The organism is Roseateles sp. (assembly GCF_039595595.1).
Classification (GTDB): domain Bacteria; phylum Pseudomonadota; class Gammaproteobacteria; order Burkholderiales; family Burkholderiaceae_C; genus Roseateles.
Genome location: NZ_JBCNLG010000017.1, coordinates 94676 through 116937 on the forward strand (window position 1 = coordinate 94676; position 22262 = coordinate 116937).

The window sequence follows — 22262 nt, forward strand, 5'->3', positions numbered from 1 at the left end:
CGCGGGCACTGGCTGCCGCCTGGGCGCGGCGGTCCGACCGTTCCTCCGCCACCTCCCCCATGCCGCTGCCGATCCGATCCCGCCTGCTCGTGCTCGTCCTCTCCGTGATGCTCCCGGGCATCATCGCGGCGCTGTGGGTCAGTTGGCAGACCTGGAGCGACGAGCAGGAAGCCACCGTCCGCCACATGCGCGACAGCACGCGCGCGCTGTCCATGGTCGTGGACAAGGAACTGGCGCGCCGCGCCGGCATCGCGCGGGTGCTGTCGCTGTCACAGATGCTGGACAGCGCGCCGCAGATCGCGCCCGAAGACCTGGCCATGCTGGAACTGCAGTCGCGCCGCGCGATGCAGGGCCTGTCCGGCTGGGTCGAGCTGACCGCACCGGACCGGACCCTGTTCAGCACGCGTCTGGCCGCCGGCCGCGCGCCGGAGGCCCCGCTGAATGCTCCCGCCACCGCCGCGCAGAACACGCAGAACGCGCCGGCCGCCCCGATCACGCCGCTCACACCGGTTTCGCCGACCCCGCCCTCCACCGCCGCGTCCGCGCCCGCCGTCGCCGCGCGCCCGCCCGGCCTGCCCAACATCGCCGCTTCGCGGCCGGTGCTCGCACGAGAGGCGGTCCCGCTGCTCGAGCAGGCGGTGATCGGCGATCTCGGGCCGGATCCCGCCACGGGTCAGTTGCGCGCGCAGATCGTGCAGCCCATCGAGCGCGGCGGCCAGGTCTGGCTGAACATGAGCATCACCGTGCTGCCGCAGGAGCTGCAGCAGATCATCGACGGCCAGCGCCTGCCCGCCGACTGGACCGCCACCATCATGGATGGCCACGGCACCATCGTCGCGCGCCATCCCGGCGGCATCAGCTACGCCGGCCGGCTGCCCAGCGACGACCTGCGGCGCCTGATGGCCACGCGCGACGAGGCGCGCTTCGAGTCCGTCAACCTCGATGGCCAGCCGGTGGTGGGCTACTTCAGCAAGTCGCCGCAGGGCTGGACCGTGGTCACCGCCGTGCCGCGCGACTTGGGCCTGGGCGGCCTGGGCGGCCGCACCGCGCTGCAGCCGATCGCGATCGGCGCGCTGCTGCTGGTCCTGGTGGGCATGTTCGGGGCGCTGTGGATCAGCCGGCGGATCTCCGGCCCCATCCACGCGCTCAACGAGATCGCCAATGACCTGCGCGCCGGCGAGCCGGTGCGCGCGCCCAGGACCGGCATGCTCGAGTGCGATGAGGTCGCGCTGGCGCTCGAGGACGCCAGCGCCGCGATCCGCCAGGGACGCTCGGAGCTCGAGGAACGCGTCAACGAAGCCATCGACCGCACCCGCGAGGCGGAGCAGCTCAGCTCGCGCGCGCAGCGCATCGCCGCGCTGGGACGGCTCACTGGCGGCGTGGCGCATGACTTCAACAACCTGCTGGGCGTGATCAGCAACAGCGCCCACCTGATCCAGCGCAGCCCGCACGCGGAGTCGCTGGCGATGCCGCTGGGCGCGATCATGCGTTCGGTCGACGTGGGCAGCCGCCTGACCCAGCATCTGCTGCGCGTGGCGGGCCGGCAGTCCGTGCACCCGCAGGTGATCGACCTGCGCTCCACGCTGGGAGAGATGAACGAGCTGCTCGCGACCGTGCTCGGCAAGCGCATGCAGCTGACGACCACGATGGCGCCGGACCTGCCCAGCGTGCGCGTCGATCCCTCGGAACTGGAACTGGCGCTGATCAACATCGCGCTGAACGCGCGCGACGCGACGAGCGGCATGGGCGAGATCACGCTCGAGGCCGGCCGCGCCGCGCCGGGCGACACGCAGGACCTCGCGCCGGGCGAGTACGTCGCGATCAGCGTCACCGATCGCGGCCCCGGCATTCCGGACGACATCCTGTCGCGCGTCTTCGAGCCCTTCTTCACGACCAAGCAGGTCGGCAAGGGCACCGGCCTGGGACTGAGCCAGGTGATGGGCTTCTGCGTCCAGGCCGGGGGCACCGCGCGCATCGCGAGCCAGCCCGGCGCCGGCACCACGGTGACGCTGCTGCTGCCCTCGCAGACCAGCGCACCGGCGCGCGAGCGTCCCGCGCAGCCGCGCGAGGCCGCGCCGCCCAACCAGCTGGCCGGTACGCGGGTGCTGCTGGTGGAGGACAACGAAGAGCTCAACCGCGTCACCGCCAGCCTGCTGCGCAGCTTCTCGTGCCAGGTGCTGTCGGCCAAGGACGCGGACGAGGCGCTGCAGCTGTTCGGCAGCGGCGCCGCCGTCGACGTGGTGCTGTCGGACGTGGTGATGCCGGGCTCGATGGACGGCCAGGCGCTGGCGCGCGAGCTGCGCCGCCGCCGCGCCGGCCTGCCCATCGTGCTGATCAGCGGCTTCAGCGAGGCGCTCACCGCCGAGTCCTCGTTCATCGTGCTGCGCAAGCCGGCCTCGCCCGCGCAGATCCTGCAGGCGCTGCAACGCGCGATGGGACTGCCCACGGGAATGTGACTTGCTGATTCCCTGGCATCTCCACTCCCTTTCTGGAAAGGACTGCCATGGACAACAAGGACGTGATCGACGAGCTGAACACGCTCATCGAAACCTGCAAGGACGGCGAATACGGCTTCCTGAGCAGCGCCGAGCACGTGAAGAGCGCCAGCCTGCGCGAGGTCTTCGCGCAGCGCGCCGCGGACTGCCGCCAGGCCTGCGCGGAACTGCAGCAACTGGTGCGGCAGCACGGCGGCCAGCCCGAGGACGAAGGCAGCACCAGCGGCGCGGTGCATCGCGGCTGGGTCGCGGTCAAGGGCACGCTGACCGGCTACAGCGACAAGGCCATGCTCGAGGAATGCGAACGCGGCGAAGACGCCGCGGTGGCGCGCTATCGCAAGGCGGCGCAGAAGGACCTGCCGGCCGGCGTGCTGGAAGTGGTCCAGCGCCAACTGGCCGGCGCCCTGCGCAACCACGACCAGATCAAGATGCTGCGCGACCAGGCGCGCAACGCCGAGAAGGTCTGAGCCACTCCCGGCGGTTAGGGCGCCGCGGGCCGGTCCTGACCGGCCCGCTCCGGCCCCTGTGGCCCCTTTTGACCGTCCTCCTCGCGCCGCTGCTTGCGGCCGTGCAGGAAGCCGGCGATGACGCCCAGCAGCAGCTGGGTCAACTCCGGACCGACGCGTCCGCGCAGGCTGGCCGGCGCGAAACCCCACAGCACGGTGAGCAGCTGCAGCATGCCCAGTTCCGGGCGCTCCGCATCCGGCCCGGGGGCCTGCGCGTGCGGCCCGCGGGGCGCGCGCGGCGCATGCCCCTCATGGCCGTGTCCGTCGAAGCGCTCGCGGCGTCCGTGGCGATGCCGGCGGCCCCGCACCAGACGCCAGAACAGCCAGCTCGCGCCCGTGCCCAGCGCCGGCAGCAGCCAGCGGCTGGGCACCATCACGGCCTTGCCGCGCTGTCGCAGCGAATCCCAGTGCAACTGGAATTCAAGGTCGCGCCGGACCACGCGCAGCTCAGCCATCTCGATGCGCAGGGTCAGGTCCTCGATGGTCTCAGGCAGGTCCGGATCGGGCAGGTCCGGAATGCGGCGCGGATCAGGGCGATGCGGGGGGGCGGACATCGGGGCTCGACTCCTCGGGATCCATCGGATCGTTGAACAGCCAGTGGAACTGGCGTCTGGACGCGGGCAGCGACAGCATGGGCGCGAGCGCCTTCATCGCGGCGGCGACCCACAGCAGCACCAGCAGGTTGAGCACCAGCACGCCGGCAAAGGCCCAGGGCCAGCTCAGGCCGAAGTGCACCGCCAGCGCCGCCAGCAGCGCCCACAGCGCCAGCCAGGCCGTGGCGCCCGCGATCGCGGCGATCACGCCGAGGATCGCCAGGCTGATCAAGCCGTGCCTGGCGCGGCGCAGCTCCAGTGCCAGCAGCAGCAGGCGGCCGGACACCATGCCGCGCGCGGCGCGGGCCATGCCCTGCAGGTCGCCGAGCCAGCCGGTCTCGGGCGGCGGCGCTGAAGCGCCTGGCGGCGGCGCCGGCGGCGATGAGGCCGAAGGCGGCGGCGGAAATGGCGGAGGCGGAGGCGGAATGGGTGGCAAGCCGCCAGGAGAAGCAGCCGCCGAAGCGGCTGCGGAAGACGCGGACGTGCCGGCGCTGTCGCTCATGGGCACGCCGGACTCAGCGCGTCAGGCGCGCGATCAGCATGCCCACCGCGAGCGCGGTGCCCACGGCCATCAGCGGATGCTCGCGCACGTTGGTGCGCAGGCTGTCGCACCATTCGTTGCCGGTCGTGCGCAGGCGGTCGGCGCGCTCGTGCAGCAGGTCGTTGGTGTCCTCCAGGCTTTTCTGCAATTGCTGCGCGGCCGGCGCGGCCGTGGTCGCGAGCCGGTCGATCGTCGCGTGCGCCTTGTCGGCGACGCGGTTCACCAGGTCGACCGCCGCCGTGCTGGACGGCGTGCTCCCGTTGGCGGCCTTGGCGGCGTCCTCGGCCGTCGTGAACGGCACGGTCTTGTCGCTCTTCTCATTGTTCGGCGTGGTGCTCATGGCGTGGATCCTTTCGTCGTGCACTGGGCAGTGGGTGGAACGTGGTGACTGGATCGATGGCAAGCGGCGTACCCCCTTGGCGCGGGCTGCGCGCCTCACCGCCGCCGCGCCCAGCTACGCGCTTCTCCGTCAGCGCGCGCCGCGCGTCAAGCGTCATCGCGGCAGTGGGGGCTTGGGATGGGCGTCCAGACCGCGATGCGGCGACTCGGCCACCTGCGGCCGGCCGCCTTCGGGTTCCAGCATCTCCTCGATGATGAAGTGCCCGTAGTACTGCGCGCGCTCGGCGCGGTTGCGGCGAGCGATCTCGGCGATCTCGCGGGCCTGCTGGTCGTCCCTGGCCTTGACGACCAGGAAGTGATAACCGCGCTGCGCCAGCTCGCCGTGGCTGCGCAGCAGGTTGATCTCCTGGCCGATGGCGGCGAGCGGGCTGGCCCGCTTCAGGTCGCGCTCGACCAGCGTCACCATCTCCCGGTCGTCGATCGCATGCAGATCCCCGTCGGCGATGCCGTGCGCGCTCAGGGCCGCGCGCGCCTGGGCCGCATCGGCGGCGCTCGCGAAGCTGATCACGAGGTGATCCACCGGCTTGTGGACGCCGAAACTGGTGGGACGCTCATCGTCGCGGCCGGATGCCGCGCCGGAACGGATGCTGGTGGCCATGTCGGTCTCCTTGAAGTCGGACGGACTCTCCCTGGCAAGGCAAGCCTCATACCCAAGACGCGGTGTGCCTTTCCGGCGCACGAAGCGACGGCGCGCCCATGTCCCCGCTTGCGTGTCGGCCCCGTTGACGATCGGGTCATCGCAGGGTTACACCGGACGCGCTGAATCCCCTGAATTCCTCTTGAAATCCCCAAGCTTGGGGAGTCCGCCGGGCATGGCGATTGCCATGTACACCGACCAACTATCGAGCCAGGGAAGGAGCGAGCGATGAATGACGGCCTCACGTCGGTGCTGTACGTCGAAGACAGTCCGCTCAACGTCATCGTGATGGAGGCGATGTTCGAGCAGCGCCGCGACCTGCGGCTGCACGTCGCCGAAGCCGGCATGCCTGCCTGGCGCTTGAGCGCGCAGCTGCAGCCCGCCCTGCTCCTGGTCGACTTGAATCTGCCCGACTGCCACGGCTCCGACCTGCTGAAGCTGCTGCGCATGCGGCGCGGCTGGGCGCAGGTGCCGGCCATCGCGGTCACCGCCGATTCCGATTTCGATGCGCTGGGCGCGGGCTTCCTCGAGCTGTGGGCCAAGCCGCTGGACGTGCGCCGGACGCTGGACCGGCTGGCCGAGTTGCTGCCGCCGCCGCGCGGCGCTCTGCTCGCGGCGAGCCCGAGACCGGCCGCCGCGCTGGAATCCGGCGGCGGACCGTCCGGCGTCGCGATCGATCCGGCCGCCGACGGCGGGCGCCGCGAGCCCGGCATGATGGCGCGGCACAAGCAGTCGCTGGCGCCGCGCCAGACCGATTACGGCTGGGTGCGCTGAACGCCGCGCGGAGGCCCTGTGACCGCCTGGCTCGATGCGCCGCTGAGCACCCTCTCCCTCCACCACATCGACTTCTCCGGCGAGACGCGCGAGGCATCGCCGCGCCTGCGGCCGGCCGTGTTCGTCGACAAGGACGGCACGCTGGTCGAGGCCGATGAACAGGCCGCGGCCGATCCCTCGCGCCTGCGCTGGATGCCCGGCGCCGGCGAGGCGCTCGCACGGCTGCAGGCGGCGGGCTTGGCCCTGGTGCTGGTCACCAACGAGAGCGGCATCGCGCGCGGCGCGTTCACGCGGGCCCAGTTCGCGCGGCTTCAGGGCACGCTGCTGCAGCGGCTGAAGGACGAGTTCGGCGTCACGCTCACGGATGTGGCGGTCTGTCCGCATGCGCCCGATCCGCAGGGCCGCCCGGCATGCCTGTGCCGCAAGCCCGCGCCCGGCATGCTCACGCGCGCCGCGCGGGCGCATGGCCTGGATCTGACGCGCTCGTGGATGGTGGGCGACCTGCTCGACGACGTCGAGGCCGGCCACCGCGCCGGCGCATCGGGCCTGCTGCTGGACACCGGCGGCGAGACCGTCTGGCGGCGCTCGCCGCTGCGCGAGCCGGACGGCCGCTTCAGCGACTGGCCGTCGCTGGCCGATCATCTGACGCGCGTGTCCGCGACGACGAACGCGCCGCCCGGCGAGGCGCTGGCACCGGCGTAGCGACCTCCACGCGAGGCTGGGTCTTCAGCAGCCCCATCAGACGGCGTTCCGCGACGCTCAAGCCCTGCGCGGCCATCGGCGCGCGCACCCAGCGCTGCGATGGCAGCTCCGCCAGCCGCTGCGACTGCCCCCATTCGAGCACCGCAGGATGGATGTAGGACTTGCGGCACACCGCTGCCGTATTGCCGAGCCGCGCGGCCACGTCCTTGACCGTCTGCTTCAGCGCGTCCACCGGCGCGGTGCCGGCGCGCGCATGGTCCACGAGCAGGTCGAGCGCCAGCACGCTCGCGTGCCAGGTCCGGAACACCTTCGCACTGCAGGTCGGTCCGCCGACGGCGGCGAGCCAGTCGTTGACGTCGGCCGCATCGATGCGGTGCGGCTGGCCGGAGTCGTCCTCGTAGCCGAACAGTTCCCGTCCCGGCAGGTCGCGGCAATGGCGCACCAGCGCCGCGACGCGATCGTCGCGCACCGCGAGCTGATGGCGCACCCCGCTCTTGCCGGGGAAGCTCAGCAGCAGCCGGTCGCCGCTCACCTTCACGTGCCGCGAGAGCAGCGTGCTCAGGCCATAGGAGCCGTTGCTGCGCGCGTACTCGCGGTGCCCGATGCGCATCCAGGTGCGATCGAGCAGCCGCACCAGCGCGGCGATGACGCGATCGCGGTCCAGCCCGCCCTCGCGCAGGCGGCGCTGCACCTGGCGGCGCAGCCGCGGCAGGCGCTGACCAAAGTCCAGCAGCAGGCCGAACTTGTTCTCGCCGCGCAGCGCCATCCAGTCGGCGTGATAGCGGTACTGCTTGCGGCCGCGCGCGTCACGGGCCGTGGCCTGGATGTGGCCGTCGTCGCGCGCGCAGATCCAGACGTCGACATAGGCCGGCGGAATCGCCAGCGCGCGGATGCGCCGCAGCGTGCCTTCATCGCGCACCGGGCGGCCCTGATCGTCGACATAGCGGAAGCCCTTGGCCGCGCGCAGGCGGCGCAGCCCGGGATCGCAATCGGAGACCCAACGAAGCGGCATGTCTGTCCTCCTTGCCCAGGCAAGGCAGGCCGCATGCCGCGATCCCCGCTTACTGCGCGGCCTTGTCCGCCGCGGCCGCATCCTCGGCCGCGTATTCCTTCAAGCGGTTGTAGAGGGTCTTCAGGCTGATGCCGAGCACGGCCGCCGTCTGCTCCTTGTGATGCTTGTAGTGCTGCAGCGTCGCGAGGATGAAGGCCTTCTCGACCTGGGCCATCGAACTGCCCAGGGGCATCGTGACCGACGGTCCGGAGGACTCCGACGCCGGCGGCGCCCCGGCGGTCCCATGGGCCGCGTAGCCGGTCCCTGACGCGGCCGGCGCCGCTGGCGCGGCCGGCGCGGCGATCGTCGTCGATGCGGCACTGGAGGCCGCCGTCGACTGCGGCTCGGCGCCCTCGCCCTTGGGCAGCCACTGCTCGTCGACCACCTCGCCCGCCGCCATCACGTAGGCGCGCTGGACCGCGTTGCGCAGCTCGCGCACGTTGCCCGGCCAGTGGTAGGTCTGCAGCTGCGCCAGCGCCTTGGCGGTGAAGCGCTTGTTCTTGCCTTCCTTGGCCGCGATCTGGCGCAGGAAGTGGTCGGCCAGCAGCGGCACGTCGTCGAGGCGATCGCGCAGCGGCGGCATCTCGATCGGGAACACGTTCAGCCGGTACAGCAGGTCCTCGCGCAGCTTGCCCGCCTGCACCGCCTGCAGCAGCGGACGGTTGGAGGCCGCGATCACGCGCACGTCGGCGTCCAGCGTCGTCGTGGAGCCCACGCGCATGAAGCGGCCAGTCTCCAGCACGCGCAACAGCTTGACCTGCAGCTCCATCGGCATCTCGGTGAGCTCGTCCAGGAACAGCGTGCCGCCGCTGGCGCGCTCGAAGAAGCCTTCGTGCTGCTTGTCCGCGCCGGTGAAGGCGCCCTTCTCGTGGCCGAAGATCTCGCTCTCGATCAGGTTGGGCGAGATCGCGCCGCAGTTCACCGCCAGGAAGGGCTTCTTGCGGCGCCGGCTCAGGTCGTGCACCGTCTGCGCGACCAGCTCCTTGCCGGTGCCGCTCTCGCCATTGATGAACACCGAGACGCTGGTCCCGGCCACGCGCGAGATCTGCTCGTAGATGCGCTGCATCGGCGCGGTGCGCCCCCACAGCAGGCCGAAGTGGCCGCTGTGCGCGAGGTTGGCGGTCAGATCCGCCACCTCGGCCTGCAGCGCCGCCGGCTTCATCACGCGCGAGAGCACGCCCTGCAGCTGCGTGATGTTGATCGGCTTGACCAGATAGTCCGCGGCGCCCATGCGCAGCGCCTGGATCGAGGTGTCCAGGCTGGCATGGCCGGTGATCAGCACCACCTCCGAGTTGGCCACCAGCTGCGGATCCTGGAACAGCTCCATGCCGTTGCCGTCCGGCAGCTGCAGGTCCAGCAGCACCACGTCGGGCTGCTGCAGCGCGATGTGCCGCCGGGCATCGCGCAGGGTGTGGGCCACCGACACGGTGAATTTCTCGCTCGCAATCAGCTCCTGCAGGGTGGCGACGGAATCGACATCGTCATCCACGATCAACGCATGGGTCACCGGTACATCCTTGATGGTTGGGAGTCGCCGGCATTGGCGCTCCGGGCGGCGGGCCGGCCGTCAACGACACAATTCGTTGCCCGGCGCCTGCCGCCTCTTGGTTTCTGTCTGTGACGCGCGCCCTCGATGCCTGGGACATCGCCTCCGCTTGCACGCATCACGCGCGGTTCAGTTCTTCGTGAGAAATGTCTGCTGAACCTCCATAACTCATTCTTGCAGCAAGCGGACCGATTGCCAGCCCCCTGGGGGATTCGATTTGAAAAAAATTCCGGCGACGCCGGGCGAGCAAGGCCTCATCGCGAGCGCGATGCGAACAACAGGCACGAAAAAGCGGCACCGGAACGCCGTGTGAAAACGGGCGGAGTCCGGTGCCGCGCGCGGTCAATGACCGCGATGGGTAGCGGAGTCGGGTTCAGGCATCCCGGCGCCGGCGCTGGATCCAGCCCACCAGCGCCAGGGCGACGACCAGGGTGAGGAAGTTGCGGATCTCGAAGGTCGTGCCTGGGTCGGCGTCCGCGTCGCGCGCCGGCGCCGGAGCCGCCGTCACCGAGGTGGGCGAGGCCGGCACCTGGCCCTGGGGGGCGGTTCTGGCGCTGGCCGGAAGACGATGGGAGGGGCCGGCCGCCGGAGTCGTGGTCTCCGGGCGCGTCAGCGCCGCGAGCTTGGCACCCTCCAGGAAACTGCCCGAGCCTTCCGCGTGGACCGCGGACGCGGCCAGCAGCAGCGGCGTCGCCCAGGCGAGCTTGCGCAGGTGCATGAAAACCTCCTGTGATGAAGACGAGCCGAGGAAGCCGGCTCCGTCTGCGGCGGCTGGACATCCGTCCGGCCGCCACGGTCGCCGCACGTCCACGCGCGGCCGGGACAGGAGGCAAGCACCGTGCCTGGAAAAACGATCGGTGACGATTTCGACCCTGTTTCCGGGACATGCCGAGGTGGCGGTCCGGTGATCAGGAGCAGGTCATCTCGCGCCGCAGCGCCTGGCCAGGCAGGACGGCCGGCACGCGCGCGGCGGCGGCGATGGTGAGCGGCAGGTCGTCGGTGGCCACCAGCACGCGGGCGTCCGCCGCGAGCGCGGCCAGCTCACCGATCGAGCGCACCGGGGGCAAGGCCTGGCCCCGCGCGGGCATCGCGGCCCGGAGTTCGACAAGCGCGGCCTCGTCGCCGGGCAAGGCGCACAGCACGATGGCGGTGTCGTCGGCCCAGGTGTCGACGAGCGCTTCGGCGGCCGCCGCGAAGGCGGCGGCCGGACAGGCGCGGGCCCCGCCGCCGCCCGGGCAGACCAGCACGTAACGCTGACCGAAACGCAAGCCGGCTTGCTGCAAGGCGCTGCGCATGTGGTGACTGTCCTTGGGCAGCAGGCGCAGGCGCGGACGCTCGTCCGCCGTGCGCATGCCGATGTGGGCCACCAGGTCGAGCTGCCGGCGCGTGTCGTCGTGGACGAGCGCGTCATCGAGGAGTCCGTCGCTGAGCAGGCCGTGCGCCGGCTCGCGCACATGGGCGAGCACCAGCGGGATGCCCGCCATGCGGCACAGCAAGGCGGCTGGCAGCGCGTCCTGCGGCGTGGGGGAGAACAGCACCGCCGCATCGAAGTGACTGCGCCGCAACCGGCGCACGAGATGCATCTCCGCGTCGCCACGCATGGTGGGCGGCTCGGCGCTGAGCGCGGCCGCGCCGGCGGCGGTCCACGGCGCGTTGAAGGTCATCACGTCGTCGATGGCCTGCAGGTGCGGGCGCAGCGCCAGCGCCTGCGGCGCGGCCAGCAGCGTGAGCTGCGTCCACGGCATGGTCTCGTGCAGGGCCGCGAAGGCGGCCGTCGAGGCGAGCACGCCCGTCAGGCCATCCAGACGCACCAGCAGCACGCGCCGCACGTTGCACCAGCGGCGGTGGCGTTCGCTGGCCTGCGCGGCAGCGTCGGCCGGCGCCAGCGCCTCGAGCGCGGACACGCCCGCGTCACCGGCCCCCGAAGGGTCCTGCGAGCGGGCGCGCAGTTCGAGGGAGGTCGCGATCATGGCGCTGGTTCCGGCAAGCGGCATGCCGGACGAGGAACGAGCAATGACGCGCCCTCGCGCGTGATCGCCCGCTCGCGTTCCGTCGGGTTACTTCGTCTTGCCGGACGAACTGCCGGAGGAAGAGCCCGTCGAACCCGGCGATGTGCCGGTGGAGGCGCTGGACAAGCTGGACGAACCGGTCGAGGTCGACAGACTGCCCTCATTCGTCCCCGTGCCGCTGCCGAGCGAATTGCCGCCCTGCCCGTAGCGCGTCGAATCCGAGGCGTCCTGCTGACCCGAGGACGAGCCTGCGGAGCCGAACTGGCTCGACGAGCCCGGCGACCCCGAGGAGCCCGGGGTGCCGGTGGATCCCGACGAACTCATCGATCCCGACGAGCCCTGACGGCCCGAGCGCTCCGAGCGCCACTTGTTGAAGTCCTCGGAGAACTTCTGGTACCGGTCCTGGCGCCAGCTGTGATAGTCGTTGTCCAGGTTGCGCACCTGCTCCGCGCGCCACTGCTGATAGTCGGGGTCGTGCGGATGCTGGCCTTGCGAGCCGCCTTGGTACCCGCCCTGGCCGCCTTGATACCCCTGGCCGCCCTGATAGCCGCTCTGGTAGTCCCCCTGGCCGCCTTGTCCGCCGTAGTGCTCGCCCAGCGAGCTGCCGTAGCTGCCCGAGCCGCCGCCGGACATGCCGCCGTAGTCGCGCCGGCCGATGTCTTCGCGCCAGCCTTCATGACGGGGTCCCTGGTCGCGATAGCCGCCCTGGCCACCCTGGCCGCCGGGGCTGCCCTGGCCGTAGCCGCTCGAGGCGCCATAACTGCTGCTGCCGTAGTTGCCCGAGCCGCTATAGCCGCCATAGCCGCCCGATCCGCCGTAGCTGCCGCCGCCATAGTTGCCGCTCATCGAGCGCTCGCGGCCGCCACCCCAGCCTTCGTTCTCGTAGCCGCCGCGATAGCCGCCCTGGCTCTGCATGTCGCCGTGGCCGCGGTAGTCCTGGCGGTACTCATCGCGGTAATCGCGTCCACCGCCCTGCCCGCCGCCGCCATAGCCGTAACCGCCGCGCTGGTCCTCGCGATCGGCCTGGAAGCTCGAGCCCTGGTAGGCCGGCTGCTGGTCCTCGCGCGAGCGGTCCTGCGACCGGTAGCTGCCGCTCTGGGCGCCGTAGTTCGGTCGGTCGCGATCGTTCTGATCCCATTGGCTCTCGTGACGCTGGTCTTGTCGTCCTCGTTGCCCATACTGGTTCATGGCGCTTCCTTTCAAGCGTTTGGCCGGTTGTACAAACCCGGCGGCCCACGCCGCCGAATCCGCTTTGATCAGGCAAGCACCATGCCTCCTTCCCGCCGATCGAATCACGAGAGATCGCCGTGTTCATCGACCATTCCGTCAATTCGGCGAGCGCACGGAGATGCTTGCCGGGGCGGAGATTCAACCGGCTTCGAGCGTCCGTTCCGCCGTCGCTGCGGCCTGCTCGCGCAGGCTGTGGCGCTTGGCGAAGGCCCAGCTCAATTCGGCGCCCATCAGGAACACCTGGGTCGAGTAGTAGACCCACAGCATCATGACCACCAGCGAGGCGGCGGCGCCGTAGGCCGAGCTCACGCCGCTGCGGCCGATGTAGAGCCCGATCAGCGTCTTGCCCAGGCTGAACAGCGCCGACGTGATGAGTGCGCCGACCCAGACGTCGCGCCAGCGCACGGGAACGTCGGGCACCCATTTGTAGATGACGGCGAACATCACCGTGATCAGTCCATAGGTCAGCGTCGCATTCAGGATCTGCGCGAGCAGCACGAACTCGGAGCCCAGCCACGGCGTCCACCATTTGCTGATCGCGGCCAGCGCCGCGCTCGCGACCATCGAGATCATCGACAGGAAGCCCAGGCCCAGGATCAGGCCCAGCGACAGCAGCCGCTTGCGCAGCAGCGTCAACAGGCTGCTCCAGACCGGGCCGGAGCGCGCCGGCGGCGCCTTCCAGATGCGGTTGAGCGCGTTCTGCAATTCCGCGAACACCGAGGTCGCGCCGATCAGCAGCACGGCGGTGCCGATCACCGCGGCCCAGCCGCCCTCCTCGGGCCGGTTGACGCGCTTGAGCAGGTCCTCCACCGCCATCGCGCCCTGCAAGCCGATCAAGTCGGAGAGCTGGTCCATGACCTCGCCGCGCGCGGCCTGCTGGCCGAACACGAGCCCGGCCACGCTGATGACGATCAGCAGCAGCGGCGCGATCGAGAACAGCGTGTAGTAGGCCAGCGCCGCGCCCATGCTGGGGGCGTTGTCGTCGCTCCAGCCCTGCGCGGCCTCGCGGACGATCTCGACGGCTTCGTGGACGGGAGTCGGGAGCTTGGGCATGCGGGAAGACCGCGCGGCGGTGCGCGGCGGGCAATGGACTTATCCATTGTTCAGGCAAGGGAAATACCCGCGCGGCCGCACGCGGCGGAGGCACGCGATTTGCCTCGATGACCATGTCCCAACTGACTAGGAGATTTCCTCATGGCCAGCACCACCATCGCATCGGACCGCGTGGAAGGCACGAAGGTCTACAACGGCAACGGCGACAAGCTCGGCTCGATCGACAACCTCGTGATCGACAAGCGCTCGGGCCTTGTCCGCTATGCGGCGCTCGAATTCGGCGGCTTCATGGGCATCGGCACGGACCGCTATCCGATCCCTTGGAACATGCTCAAGTACGACACCAGCCTGGACGGCTACGTCGTGCCGCTGCGCGAGGACCAGCTCGAGAAGGCACCGCGCTACGCGCAGACCGACCGGCCCGAGTACACCGACGAGTACGGCCGCAAGGTCTACGACTACTACGGCGTGGCCTGGATGTGACGGCTTGACGATCCCGCGGGCCCGTCATCGCGCGGGCCTGCGGCACTCACGTCAGCATCCCCCTGCCCGGCATCACGGCTTGGCCGTTTGAACCTCGTCGAGTCGCCCTTCTCTTGGCCTCCTGACTGTCCGGTCCCTGCATCCGGCACCACCCGAACCGGGGGGAGGTCAACGCTTCCCGCAGGGGCAAGGTCAGGCTCGCCGCCGCGGCGCGCCTCAGCGTCTTGCCGAGATCGGGCTTCCGAAAATCTGAGGCGGCGGCGCCGCGATGCCGAGAAGGCGCGGCCGCCGCGCGCAACGTATTTGCGCCCGTCTTCCCGACATGGCGACCCCTGTTCGGCTCCTGCAAGGTCTCACAGGTTGACGCTGCTCACAGGGGCTCACTACCCTGCGCGTCCGCCCTCGCAGAGCGGCTGACACGGCAGCACGCCGGCAGGGAGGACCCATGCAGGAACTGACCCAACTGTTGACGCAGGCGCTGCTTGCGCTCGAGCACGCCCACCCGCCCTCGTCCGCCGCACTGCGGACCCGGCACCTGCTGTCCGAGGCGCTGGCCGCCAGCCGCGCGCCCGTGCGCGCGGCCCCCGCCACCATGCTGCGCGTGATCGTCGCCGACGACCATCTGCTGGTGCGCGAGGGCCTGGTGGCGCTGCTGCAGCGCGAGCCCGACATCGACGTGGTCGCGCAGGCCCGCGATGGCCTGGAACTGGTGCGCCTGACCCGCGAGCATCGCCCCGACCTGCTGCTGGTGGACACCGACATGCCGGTCATGAACGGCCTGGAAGCGCTGCGGCGCATCCGCGCCGAGCCGATCGCGTGCAAGGCCGTGTGCCTGTCCTCGCGGCCGCTGCCGCGCGAGGTCGTCGCCGCCATCGACGCCGGCGCCCAGGGCTTCGTGCTGAAGGACAACTCCTTCGACGAGCTGGTGCGCGGCGTGCGCCGCGTCATGCAGGACCAGATCTTCATCAGCGGCGAGCTGCTGCAGGGCACGCTCGCCGGCATGCGTCAGGACCCGCGCGAGCTCGCCGTCACGCAACTCACGCCGCGCGAGCGCGAGATGGTCCAGCTCTTTGCCGAGGGCTACAGCGCGCAGCAGATCGCCGACCAGCTGCACGTCAGCGCCAAGACCGTCGCGACGCATCGTGAGCATGTCTACGCCAAGCTGCGCATCCAGAGCATCGCGGAGCTGACCCGCTTCGCGCTGCGCGAGGGCCTCACGACCCTGGACGCGCGCCCGCCGCGGTGAGCGGCGGCGGCCGCGCGCGGGCCGGCGACCAGCGCCCGCCGCAGCCGGAAGAGGTTCTTGAAACAGGCGTGGCGCTCGTGCCGCGGCGGACGCGACGGCCTCGTGACGGCTTCGTGACGGGAGGCGCTCGTGTTGAAATGCGCCGCCCGCCCCGTTCCGAAGGACCGCCCATGATTCTCGAAGTCGCCCCCTTGCCCGTGCGTCCCGGCCAGGAGGCGGCCTTCGAGGCCGCCTTCGCCCACGCGCAGAAGATCATCGCCGCCATGCCCGGCTACCTCGGCCACGACCTGCAGCGCTGCCTGGAGCGCCCCGGCGAATACCTGCTGCTGGTGCGCTGGCGCTCGCTGGAGGACCACGAGGTGGGCTTCCGCAAGTCGGCCCACTACCAGGAATGGAAGACGCTGCTGCACCACTTCTACGACCCGTTCCCGGTGGTGTCGCATTACGAGGCGGTCGAGGGCGCCGAGGGCTGAGGCGCCGCGCCGGCTGGGCTAGGGCGCGCCCAGTTCCGGCACGCGCGCGTCGAGGTGGCGCGCGAGCGCCTGCGCGATGCGCTCGTCGTCCGCCACGCTGGGGTGGAAGTTGCAGCCAGCCATCGACAGGCCCGGCACCGTCACCAGCCCGATCCGCGCGTCGCCCGACTGCCGGACCAGCCGCAACACCTTGCGCACCTGGATGACCAGCTCCGAGTCCTCGCCCGCCGCGGCCCACAGCAGCAGATAGGCCTGCGGATGGCGCTTGCGCAGCGCCTGCAGGAAGTCGACATAGCCGGCCACGTAGTCAGCCTGCAGCCGCTCCCGCGCCGTCCATCGCTCCCCGTCGCGCAAGGGCGTCGCGAAGTCGTTGGTGCCCAGGTTCACCATGACGGCCCGCGGCCGCCACGCCGGATCGACAGCGGCGGTCTCCTTGTCGAACAGCGCGAAGGGATAGAGCGCGGGCAGCACATCGGCCGCGAGGCCGTCGAAATTGCGCACGACGCCACGTCCCGAGATGGCGTTCACCTGATAGTCGGCGTCATAACGGGCGGCCACCCGGGGAGCGACGCCCAAGGTGGTGTCGGTGAAGGCCCAGACCTGGTCCTCGTTGCAAGCCCGCGAGGGCGCGGTGTTGCCATAGCCCACCGTGTGGGAGTCACCGATGAACTCGATCTGGCGCGCCCGTGCGGGCAACGGCGCCCGGCGGCCCTCCGCGGCCAGGAAGAAGCCGCCGAAGCTGGTGGCCCCGGCCTGACTCTCGCTGGCGACATCGATGCGCAGCCGATGCGCCGCCGCTTCCGCGGAGGCCGTCACGCGGTACAGCCCGGGCGACGGCTTGACCAGGGCGACCGGCGCCTGCGTGTCCAGGCGCACGCGCAAGCTGACCTCGCCCGGCCCGACGCGGAAGTAGACCTCGCGGCCGATGAAGGCGGCTTCGGCATAGGTGCCAGGCCATTGACGGCGCAGGCTGCCACCGGGGCCCATGACGGCCCGGCCCGACACATGCGCCGCCAGCGGCTGCAGGCCGGGTGGCTCGGTGTCCATGCGGTCGACGCCCTGCGCCAGGGCCGCCGAGGCGCCGGCAAGGGTCACGCCGAGGCAGACAGCCGGCAAGATCGGAATCGGGAGAGGACGTCGCGTGGGCATCGGGCGTTCAGTTCGGAAGCGGCAACCCGCGCATATTAGTTCGGCCGTCAAACGAAAAGCGTCGCGTCGACGAGGGCGGTCTGCAACGCCCTTAAACTTCCGCGCCTGTCTTCCCGCTGTCCTCATGCCTCATCTGACCCTCATCGCCGCCCTCGACCGCGCGCGCGGCATCGGCCGCGGCAACGAACTGCTGGTCCGCCTGCCCGAGGACATGGCGCGCTTCAAGGCGCTGACGCTTGGCCACACGGTGATCATGGGCCGCAAGACCTGGGACTCCATCCCGGCGCGCTTCCGGCCGCTGGTGCAGCGGCGCAATCTGGTGCTGTCGCGCCAGCCCGGCCTGCGGCTCGACGGCGCCGAGGTCTTCTCCACGCTTGAGGCCGCGCTGGCCGCATGTGGCGGCGGGGAAGCCGTCTTCGTGATGGGCGGCGCGCAGGTGTACGAACTCACGCTGCCGCGCGCCGACGCGCTCGAGCTCACCGAGATCGACGCCCGTTTCGACGCCGACGCCTTCTTCCCCGCGGTCGATCCGCAGCGCTTCGCCGAGGTCTCGCGCGAGCGCCACCACAGCCCCGCCGAGCGCGGCCACGACTGGCATTACGACTTCGTCCGCTACGAGCGCCGCCGCTGATCGCGGCCGGCGCCCGCCTCCGTCACCGCTTTTCCGTTCAACCGAACCCGCTCTCCCATGTCCGGCAATCACTTCCACGTCCACGGCCCGCACGATCACGAACTCGAGCATGCCGCCCAGCATGAGCCCAACGGCCTGGCCGGCCAGTTGGCGGTGATCACCGCCATCCTGGCGACGCTGGGCGCGATCTTCTCGTACATGGGCGGCGCCACGCAGTCCAACGCCGGGCTCTACAAGAACAACGCCGCGATCACCAAGACCGAGGCCGCCAACCGCTGGAACTACTTCCAGGCCAAGAGCAGCAAGCAGAACCTGGCGGAATTCGCGCTCGACCTGACGGCGAGCGAGGAGCAGAAGACCAAGTACCGCGAGAAGATCGCCCGCTACGAGACCGAGAAGAACGAGATCAAGGCGCAGGCCGAGAAGCTCGAGGCCGAGTCCGCCGAATGGGACCACAAGAGCGACGAGCAACTGCATCTGCATCACCGCTGGGCCCAGGCGACGACAGTGCTGCAGGTGGGCATCGCGATGGCGGCGATCGCGCTGCTGACCAAGCGCCGCTGGCTGGAGTACGGCACGCTGGGGGCCGGCCTGATCGGCATCGGCCTGGGCATCGCGGCCTGGCTGCACGTCTGAGGGGGGCGATGCGCGGACGTCCGGCCTCAAGTCGGGGCGCGGGGGGCCGATAGCGGAGGGATCACCGCCGCCGCCCTCCAGAGCGGCGCGCAATGGCCGCCAGGGAGGCGCTTCGCATGACATCCATTTCACCGGCGGGTGCCAGCCTGCTGGACCGCATCGGCGCAAGCCGCGCGTCGACCGTCTACCGGCCCGCGGCCGGGACGCCGCAGGCACGCAGCGAGGACGCCGCCGCGGCGTCCCGCCGCACGCAGGTGACGCTCCAGGCCGGCAGCACCGGCGACCTGGTCTACGCGATGCCCAAAGGCCCGGCCCTCGGCGCGCAGCGCTTGTGGTCCGCGGCCCGCGACGACGACATCAGCGCGCTCATGGCGCGCAACAGCGGCCGCGAGGCCCACACGCTGTCGGACCGCTGGCGCGGCCTGGGCGGCGCGCTGCTCAAGCAGCTCGCCGAGACGGGCGACAGCTATCAGCAGACCCTTGCGGACGACGTGCCGCCGGTGGACGGTGACGCGCTCGACGCGGCCTCCGGTGCCGATCCTGCGGCCGCCGCCGTCGCGCTGAAGGACCAGGCCGTCAGCGGCGTGTCGACGAACGCGGCCACGCTCGAGCTCACGATCAAGACGCGCTCTGGCCAGACCGTCGAGCTGAAGATCGGCGTCAACGAGGGCAGCAGAGGCGGCACGCGCGGGCTGCAGGTCGACGTGAAGAGCTCGGGACCGCTCGGTGCCAGCGAACGTGATGCGCTGACCGAGCTGGCGGGCGGGCTCGACCAGGCGCTGGAAGGTCTGGGCGAAGGCGCGCCCTCGCTGGACCTGTCCAGGCTGGCGGCCTTCGGCCAGAACGGCGCGCTCGCCGAGCTCGATCTGAAGGTCGACGATCCCAACGCGCCCGCCGATGTCCCGGGCCGGATGAAGTCATTCGCGATGCACCTGGGCGCGGACAAGAAGTCGCTGGCGCTGCAGACGACCAGCGGCGAGATGAACCTCGAGGTCGACGCCACGGCAGGCGGCACGGCCAATGGCCAGCAGCGCTGGAACGCGGTCGACCGGCTGCTCAAGCAGATCGACGCCGCAGCCGAGCGCGCGCATGCCGATGCCGGCATGACGAAGAACTTCAAGGAGGCCTTCAAGCAGTTGCAGGCGCCGGCGTCGGAGGTGACGGACACGGCTGCCGGCCCGCAGGCTGCCGTGAAGGACCGGGATCCCGCCATCAAGGCCGGAAAGCGGGAGCCGGCGGACCAGGACGCAGCCGCGCCAGTGCTGAGCGACCCGCTGCGCTCGCAGGTGCAATCGATGCAGAGCGGCCTGGCGGATTTCAAGGCCAGCTTCAGCGCGGACTCGCAGCGCACGAACCGCTTCGGTGGTGTCAAGGAGGCCGGCCATGCCGAGTACCGCATCGGCCAGACGACGTCGAGCCGCGTCAACGAAGCGACGGGGGGCCAATCGATCACGCAGTCGCAGACCGAGACGCTGAGCGCCAGCTATCAGAAGTCGCGGAGCTATCTGCTCGACCGCGCGGGCGGCAATTACGACGCGACGACCGTGCAGGACAGCCGGGCGGTGACGACGCTGATCGACACGACGCGCGACGCCGTCGCGCGCGCGATGCGCAAGACCGATGAGCGCCAGCTCAGGACCTTCACCGAGGTCGAGAACCAGCGCGCGCGCTCGCACCAGGATTGGCCGCAGGAGCGCAGCGTCGTGGAGCGGCTGCGATAGAGCCACGAGGCGCAGCGCTGGATGATAGGAATTCCTGAGGCCTTTGTTCTGGCAAGGAAGTTAGCCCCCTCACCACAAGCGCGTGTCCAGCATCAAGGCACGGAGGGCGCCGGTCCAGGAATGGCTGGGTACGATGTCAGTCGATTCAAAAACCTCTCGGGCACCATGAAATTCGCTACCTGGAACGTCAACTCCCTGGCCGTGCGCCTGCCGCAGCTGCTCGACTGGCTGGCCGCCAATCCGGTCGATGCGCTCGTGCTGCAGGAGACCAAGCTCACCGACGACAAGTTCCCGACCCTGGAGATCGGTGAGGCCGGCTATCAGGTCCAGTGGTTCGGGCAAAAGACCTACAACGGCGTGGCGCTGCTGTCCCGCGAGCCCGCCAGGGACGTCGTCAAGAACATCACCGGCTATGCCGACGAACAGGCGCGGTTGATCGCCGGCACGGTGGGCGACGTGCGCGTGATCGGCGCCTACTTCCCCAACGGCCAGGCGCTGGACAGCGACAAGTTCGTCTACAAGATGGCCTGGCTGGATGGCCTGCGCGCCTGGCTCGCCAGTGAACTCCAGCAGCACAAGCAACTGGTGCTGATGGGCGACTTCAACATCGCCCCCGAGGACCGCGACTGCTACGACCCGGCCGCCTTCGTCGGCCAGACGCACACCTCGCCGCAGGAGCGCGCGCACTTCCAGGCGCTGCTCGACCTCGGACTCACCGACGCCTACCGCCTGTTCGAGCAGCCGCCCAAGAGCTACAGCTGGTGGGACTACCGCATGCTCGGCTTCCAGAAGAACAAGGGCCTGCGCATCGACCACATCCTCGTCAGCGAGGCGCTGAAGCCCCGCGTCACCGCCTGCACGATCGACCGGCAGATGCGCAAGCTGCCCAAGCCCAGCGACCACGCGCCGGTGATCGTCACGCTCGACTGACCCCGATGGCGGCTGGCGATGCGGCGGTCAGGCCGCGTCGCCGTCGAGTTCGTCCGGATCCACGTCGCCGCGCATCAACGCGGCGCATTCGTCGAGCAGCGCATGCAGTCGCTGCACACGCTCGTCGCCCAGGCGCTCGTTGAGCGAGAGCTGCGCGCGCTTCCAGGTCGCCTTCATCTGCTTGCGGCGCGCATGGCCCTCCTCGGTCGCCTGCAGCTGGCGGCTGCGCGCGTCCGGCCCGGGCAGTGTCTCCACCAGCCCCATCGCCAGCAGCGGCTGGATGTTTCGCGACAGCGTCGAGAGGTCCAGGTCCATGCGGCGCGCGAGTTCGCTCGGCTGGATCGGGCCGAGCACCACGATGTGCGACAGCAACGCGTACTGCGTGGTCTTCAGGCCGGTCTCGGCGAAATGGGCCTCGCAGTGGTTGGAGACCAGCCGCGTCACTTGACGAAGCTTGAAATTGGTACAGCCCTTGGGCGAGATCGGCTCGGCCTGGGCGGCGCTCGACGCGGCGGACGTCTTCGGGGCGGTGACGGACGCGTTCATGGGGCCCTTCCGGTGGAAGCCTGCGGCTGTCGCAGGGGTGCTTGACAGCGGAAGATTGTAGCTGCAACCATTGCAGCCACAAGTTTCGGGTGATCCCCATCACCCGACCGTTCACCCGACAGGAATGCACGATGAGCGCAGCTTTGACCCCCTCGCATGACGAAGCGCTGGCCCAGTGGCTGGCCGAAGAAAAAGCGGTCCGCGCCCGTCTGCGGCCCGAGCATGGCGTGGCCACGATGGCGGAAATCGCCGGGCTGAACGGCCTGCAGCAGATGCAGGCGATGCTGGACGGCAAGCTCCCGCCGCCGCCGATCGCACAGACGCTGGACTTCACGCTGCTGAGCGTGAGCAAGGGCGAAGTGATCTTCCAGGGCTCGCCCAGGTTCAAGCACTACAACCCGATGGGGACTGTGCACGGCGGCTGGTACGCGACGCTGCTGGACTCGGCGCTGGGCTGCGCCGTGCACACGACGCTCGAGCCCGGCCGCGGCTACACGACGCTGGAACTGAAGATCAACCTGGTGCGGGCACTCAACGAGCGCGTGCCGGTCGTGCGCGCCATCGGCCGCGTGCGGCACGTCGGACGCCAGATGGCGACGGCGGAGGCAGATCTCGTCGGCCATGACGGCAAGCTGTATGCGCATGGCAGCACGACTTGCCTGGTGTTCGATCCGCCAGCGCGGTGAACCGCCCTTCGCGCATCACACCCTCGCCCCGCTTGCGGGGAGAGCAACCGTGTCAAGCGCTGCTGCTGACCAACTCCCTCGCCCCCCGCGAGGGGGGATGTATGGACCGAGGACATAGGTAACAGGTGTGCCAGGACATGGGTAACACTTTTCCCGCCTAGTCAGCGGGAGGACGAAGTTGCCCTGGAGCCCAGTCACCGTGAAGGACCAACGAGAGGAATTCGT

24 protein-coding genes are annotated in these 22262 nt (G+C 70.4%); 12 read left to right on the forward strand and 12 right to left on the reverse strand.

Annotation, left to right across the window (positions count from 1 at the left end):
* Positions 1-89: 89 nt before the first annotated feature.
* Positions 90-2456, forward strand: coding sequence for an ATP-binding protein (locus ABDW61_RS18835; protein ID WP_343640851.1), 2367 nt, complete (start codon positions 90-92; stop codon positions 2454-2456).
* Between the two features lie 47 nt (positions 2457-2503).
* A complete protein-coding gene (locus ABDW61_RS18840) occupies positions 2504-2962 on the forward strand; it encodes a PA2169 family four-helix-bundle protein (protein ID WP_343640852.1) in 459 nt (152 codons plus the stop codon).
* A 14-nt stretch (positions 2963-2976) separates the two neighbouring features.
* Here ABDW61_RS18840 and ABDW61_RS18845 read toward each other — a convergent pair whose 3' ends face one another.
* The 4 genes from ABDW61_RS18845 to ABDW61_RS18860 all read right to left on the reverse strand — a co-directional run bounded on the left by ABDW61_RS18845 (position 2977) and on the right by ABDW61_RS18860 (position 5132).
* Positions 2977-3555: a hypothetical protein gene (locus ABDW61_RS18845; protein ID WP_343640853.1), complete on the reverse strand. Its 579-nt coding sequence runs from the start codon at positions 3553-3555 to the stop codon at positions 2977-2979.
* The gene (locus tag ABDW61_RS18850; RefSeq protein ID WP_343640855.1) at positions 3530-3904 is read right to left on the reverse strand and encodes a hypothetical protein; all 375 of its coding nucleotides are present in this window, start codon (positions 3902-3904) and stop codon (positions 3530-3532) included. Before ABDW61_RS18850 ends, ABDW61_RS18845 begins: the two co-directional genes overlap by 26 nt.
* Positions 3905-4109: 205 nt before the next feature.
* Positions 4110-4475, reverse strand: coding sequence for a hypothetical protein (locus ABDW61_RS18855; RefSeq protein ID WP_343640857.1), 366 nt, complete (start codon positions 4473-4475; stop codon positions 4110-4112).
* A 153-nt stretch (positions 4476-4628) separates the two neighbouring features.
* Entirely contained in the window at positions 4629-5132 is a 504-nt protein-coding gene (locus ABDW61_RS18860; RefSeq protein ID WP_343640859.1) for a hypothetical protein, read from the reverse strand.
* A gap of 267 nt (positions 5133-5399) precedes the next feature.
* On the opposite strand from ABDW61_RS18860, the gene ABDW61_RS18865 reads away from it, so the two are divergent.
* Positions 5400-5945 carry a response regulator gene (locus ABDW61_RS18865; protein WP_343640860.1) on the forward strand — a complete coding sequence of 182 codons (546 nt, stop codon included), beginning with the start codon at positions 5400-5402 and terminating at the stop codon, positions 5943-5945.
* 18 nt (positions 5946-5963) lie between these two features.
* The gene (locus tag ABDW61_RS18870; protein ID WP_343640861.1) at positions 5964-6647 is read left to right on the forward strand and encodes an HAD-IIIA family hydrolase; all 684 of its coding nucleotides are present in this window, start codon (positions 5964-5966) and stop codon (positions 6645-6647) included.
* Here ABDW61_RS18870 and ABDW61_RS18875 read toward each other — a convergent pair.
* The 6 genes from ABDW61_RS18875 to ABDW61_RS18900 form a co-directional block, all read right to left on the reverse strand.
* The gene (locus ABDW61_RS18875; RefSeq protein ID WP_343640862.1) at positions 6559-7659 is read right to left on the reverse strand and encodes a DNA topoisomerase IB; all 1101 of its coding nucleotides are present in this window, start codon (positions 7657-7659) and stop codon (positions 6559-6561) included. The two genes, ABDW61_RS18870 and ABDW61_RS18875, sit on opposite strands and share 89 nt — an antisense overlap.
* Before the next feature lie 49 nt (positions 7660-7708).
* Positions 7709-9205 carry a sigma-54 dependent transcriptional regulator gene (locus ABDW61_RS18880; protein WP_343640863.1) on the reverse strand — a complete coding sequence of 499 codons (1497 nt, stop codon included), beginning with the start codon at positions 9203-9205 and terminating at the stop codon, positions 7709-7711.
* A gap of 412 nt (positions 9206-9617) precedes the next feature.
* Positions 9618-9962 carry a hypothetical protein gene (locus tag ABDW61_RS18885; protein ID WP_343640865.1) on the reverse strand — a complete coding sequence of 115 codons (345 nt, stop codon included), beginning with the start codon at positions 9960-9962 and terminating at the stop codon, positions 9618-9620.
* A 190-nt stretch (positions 9963-10152) separates the two neighbouring features.
* Positions 10153-11214 (reverse strand): glycosyltransferase family 9 protein, encoded by a 1062-nt coding sequence (locus tag ABDW61_RS18890; RefSeq protein ID WP_343640867.1) that lies wholly within the window; start codon positions 11212-11214, stop codon positions 10153-10155.
* A gap of 87 nt (positions 11215-11301) precedes the next feature.
* On the reverse strand, positions 11302-12441 hold the full coding sequence (locus tag ABDW61_RS18895; RefSeq protein ID WP_343640868.1) for a hypothetical protein: 1140 nt from the start codon (positions 12439-12441) through the stop codon (positions 11302-11304).
* Positions 12442-12621: 180 nt separating this feature from the next.
* A complete protein-coding gene (locus ABDW61_RS18900) occupies positions 12622-13536 on the reverse strand; it encodes a YihY/virulence factor BrkB family protein (protein ID WP_343640869.1) in 915 nt (304 codons plus the stop codon).
* A 141-nt stretch (positions 13537-13677) separates the two neighbouring features.
* On the opposite strand from ABDW61_RS18900, the gene ABDW61_RS18905 reads away from it, so the two are divergent.
* From ABDW61_RS18905 to ABDW61_RS18915, 3 genes are all read left to right on the forward strand, one after another.
* A complete protein-coding gene (locus tag ABDW61_RS18905; RefSeq protein ID WP_343640871.1) occupies positions 13678-14019 on the forward strand; it encodes a PRC-barrel domain-containing protein in 342 nt (113 codons plus the stop codon).
* Between the two features lie 445 nt (positions 14020-14464).
* Entirely contained in the window at positions 14465-15265 is an 801-nt protein-coding gene (locus tag ABDW61_RS18910; protein ID WP_343640873.1) for a response regulator transcription factor, read from the forward strand.
* 170 nt (positions 15266-15435) lie between these two features.
* Complete coding sequence (locus ABDW61_RS18915; protein WP_343640874.1) at positions 15436-15738, forward strand: antibiotic biosynthesis monooxygenase; 303 nt, start codon at positions 15436-15438, stop codon at positions 15736-15738.
* 18 nt (positions 15739-15756) lie between these two features.
* Here ABDW61_RS18915 and ABDW61_RS18920 read toward each other — a convergent pair whose 3' ends face one another.
* Positions 15757-16854 (reverse strand): GDSL-type esterase/lipase family protein, encoded by a 1098-nt coding sequence (locus ABDW61_RS18920; RefSeq protein ID WP_343640876.1) that lies wholly within the window; start codon positions 16852-16854, stop codon positions 15757-15759.
* 157 nt (positions 16855-17011) lie between these two features.
* Between ABDW61_RS18920 and ABDW61_RS18925 the strand changes: the two genes are divergently transcribed.
* The 4 genes from ABDW61_RS18925 (at position 17012) to ABDW61_RS18940 (ending at position 20805) form a co-directional block, all read left to right on the forward strand.
* A complete protein-coding gene (locus tag ABDW61_RS18925; protein ID WP_343640878.1) occupies positions 17012-17518 on the forward strand; it encodes a dihydrofolate reductase in 507 nt (168 codons plus the stop codon).
* 57 nt (positions 17519-17575) lie between these two features.
* Entirely contained in the window at positions 17576-18154 is a 579-nt protein-coding gene (locus ABDW61_RS18930) for a DUF4337 domain-containing protein (protein WP_343640880.1), read from the forward strand.
* A 116-nt stretch (positions 18155-18270) separates the two neighbouring features.
* A complete protein-coding gene (locus tag ABDW61_RS18935; RefSeq protein WP_343640882.1) occupies positions 18271-19875 on the forward strand; it encodes a hypothetical protein in 1605 nt (534 codons plus the stop codon).
* A gap of 165 nt (positions 19876-20040) precedes the next feature.
* On the forward strand, positions 20041-20805 hold the full coding sequence (locus ABDW61_RS18940) for an exodeoxyribonuclease III (protein WP_091724401.1): 765 nt from the start codon (positions 20041-20043) through the stop codon (positions 20803-20805).
* Between the two features lie 27 nt (positions 20806-20832).
* Here the strand turns inward: ABDW61_RS18940 and ABDW61_RS18945 are convergent, their stop codons facing one another.
* Entirely contained in the window at positions 20833-21351 is a 519-nt protein-coding gene (locus ABDW61_RS18945) for a MarR family winged helix-turn-helix transcriptional regulator (RefSeq protein ID WP_343640884.1), read from the reverse strand.
* Positions 21352-21482: 131 nt separating this feature from the next.
* Between ABDW61_RS18945 and ABDW61_RS18950 the strand changes: the two genes are divergently transcribed.
* On the forward strand, positions 21483-22037 hold the full coding sequence (locus ABDW61_RS18950; protein WP_343640886.1) for a PaaI family thioesterase: 555 nt from the start codon (positions 21483-21485) through the stop codon (positions 22035-22037).
* Positions 22038-22262: the final 225 nt, after the last annotated feature.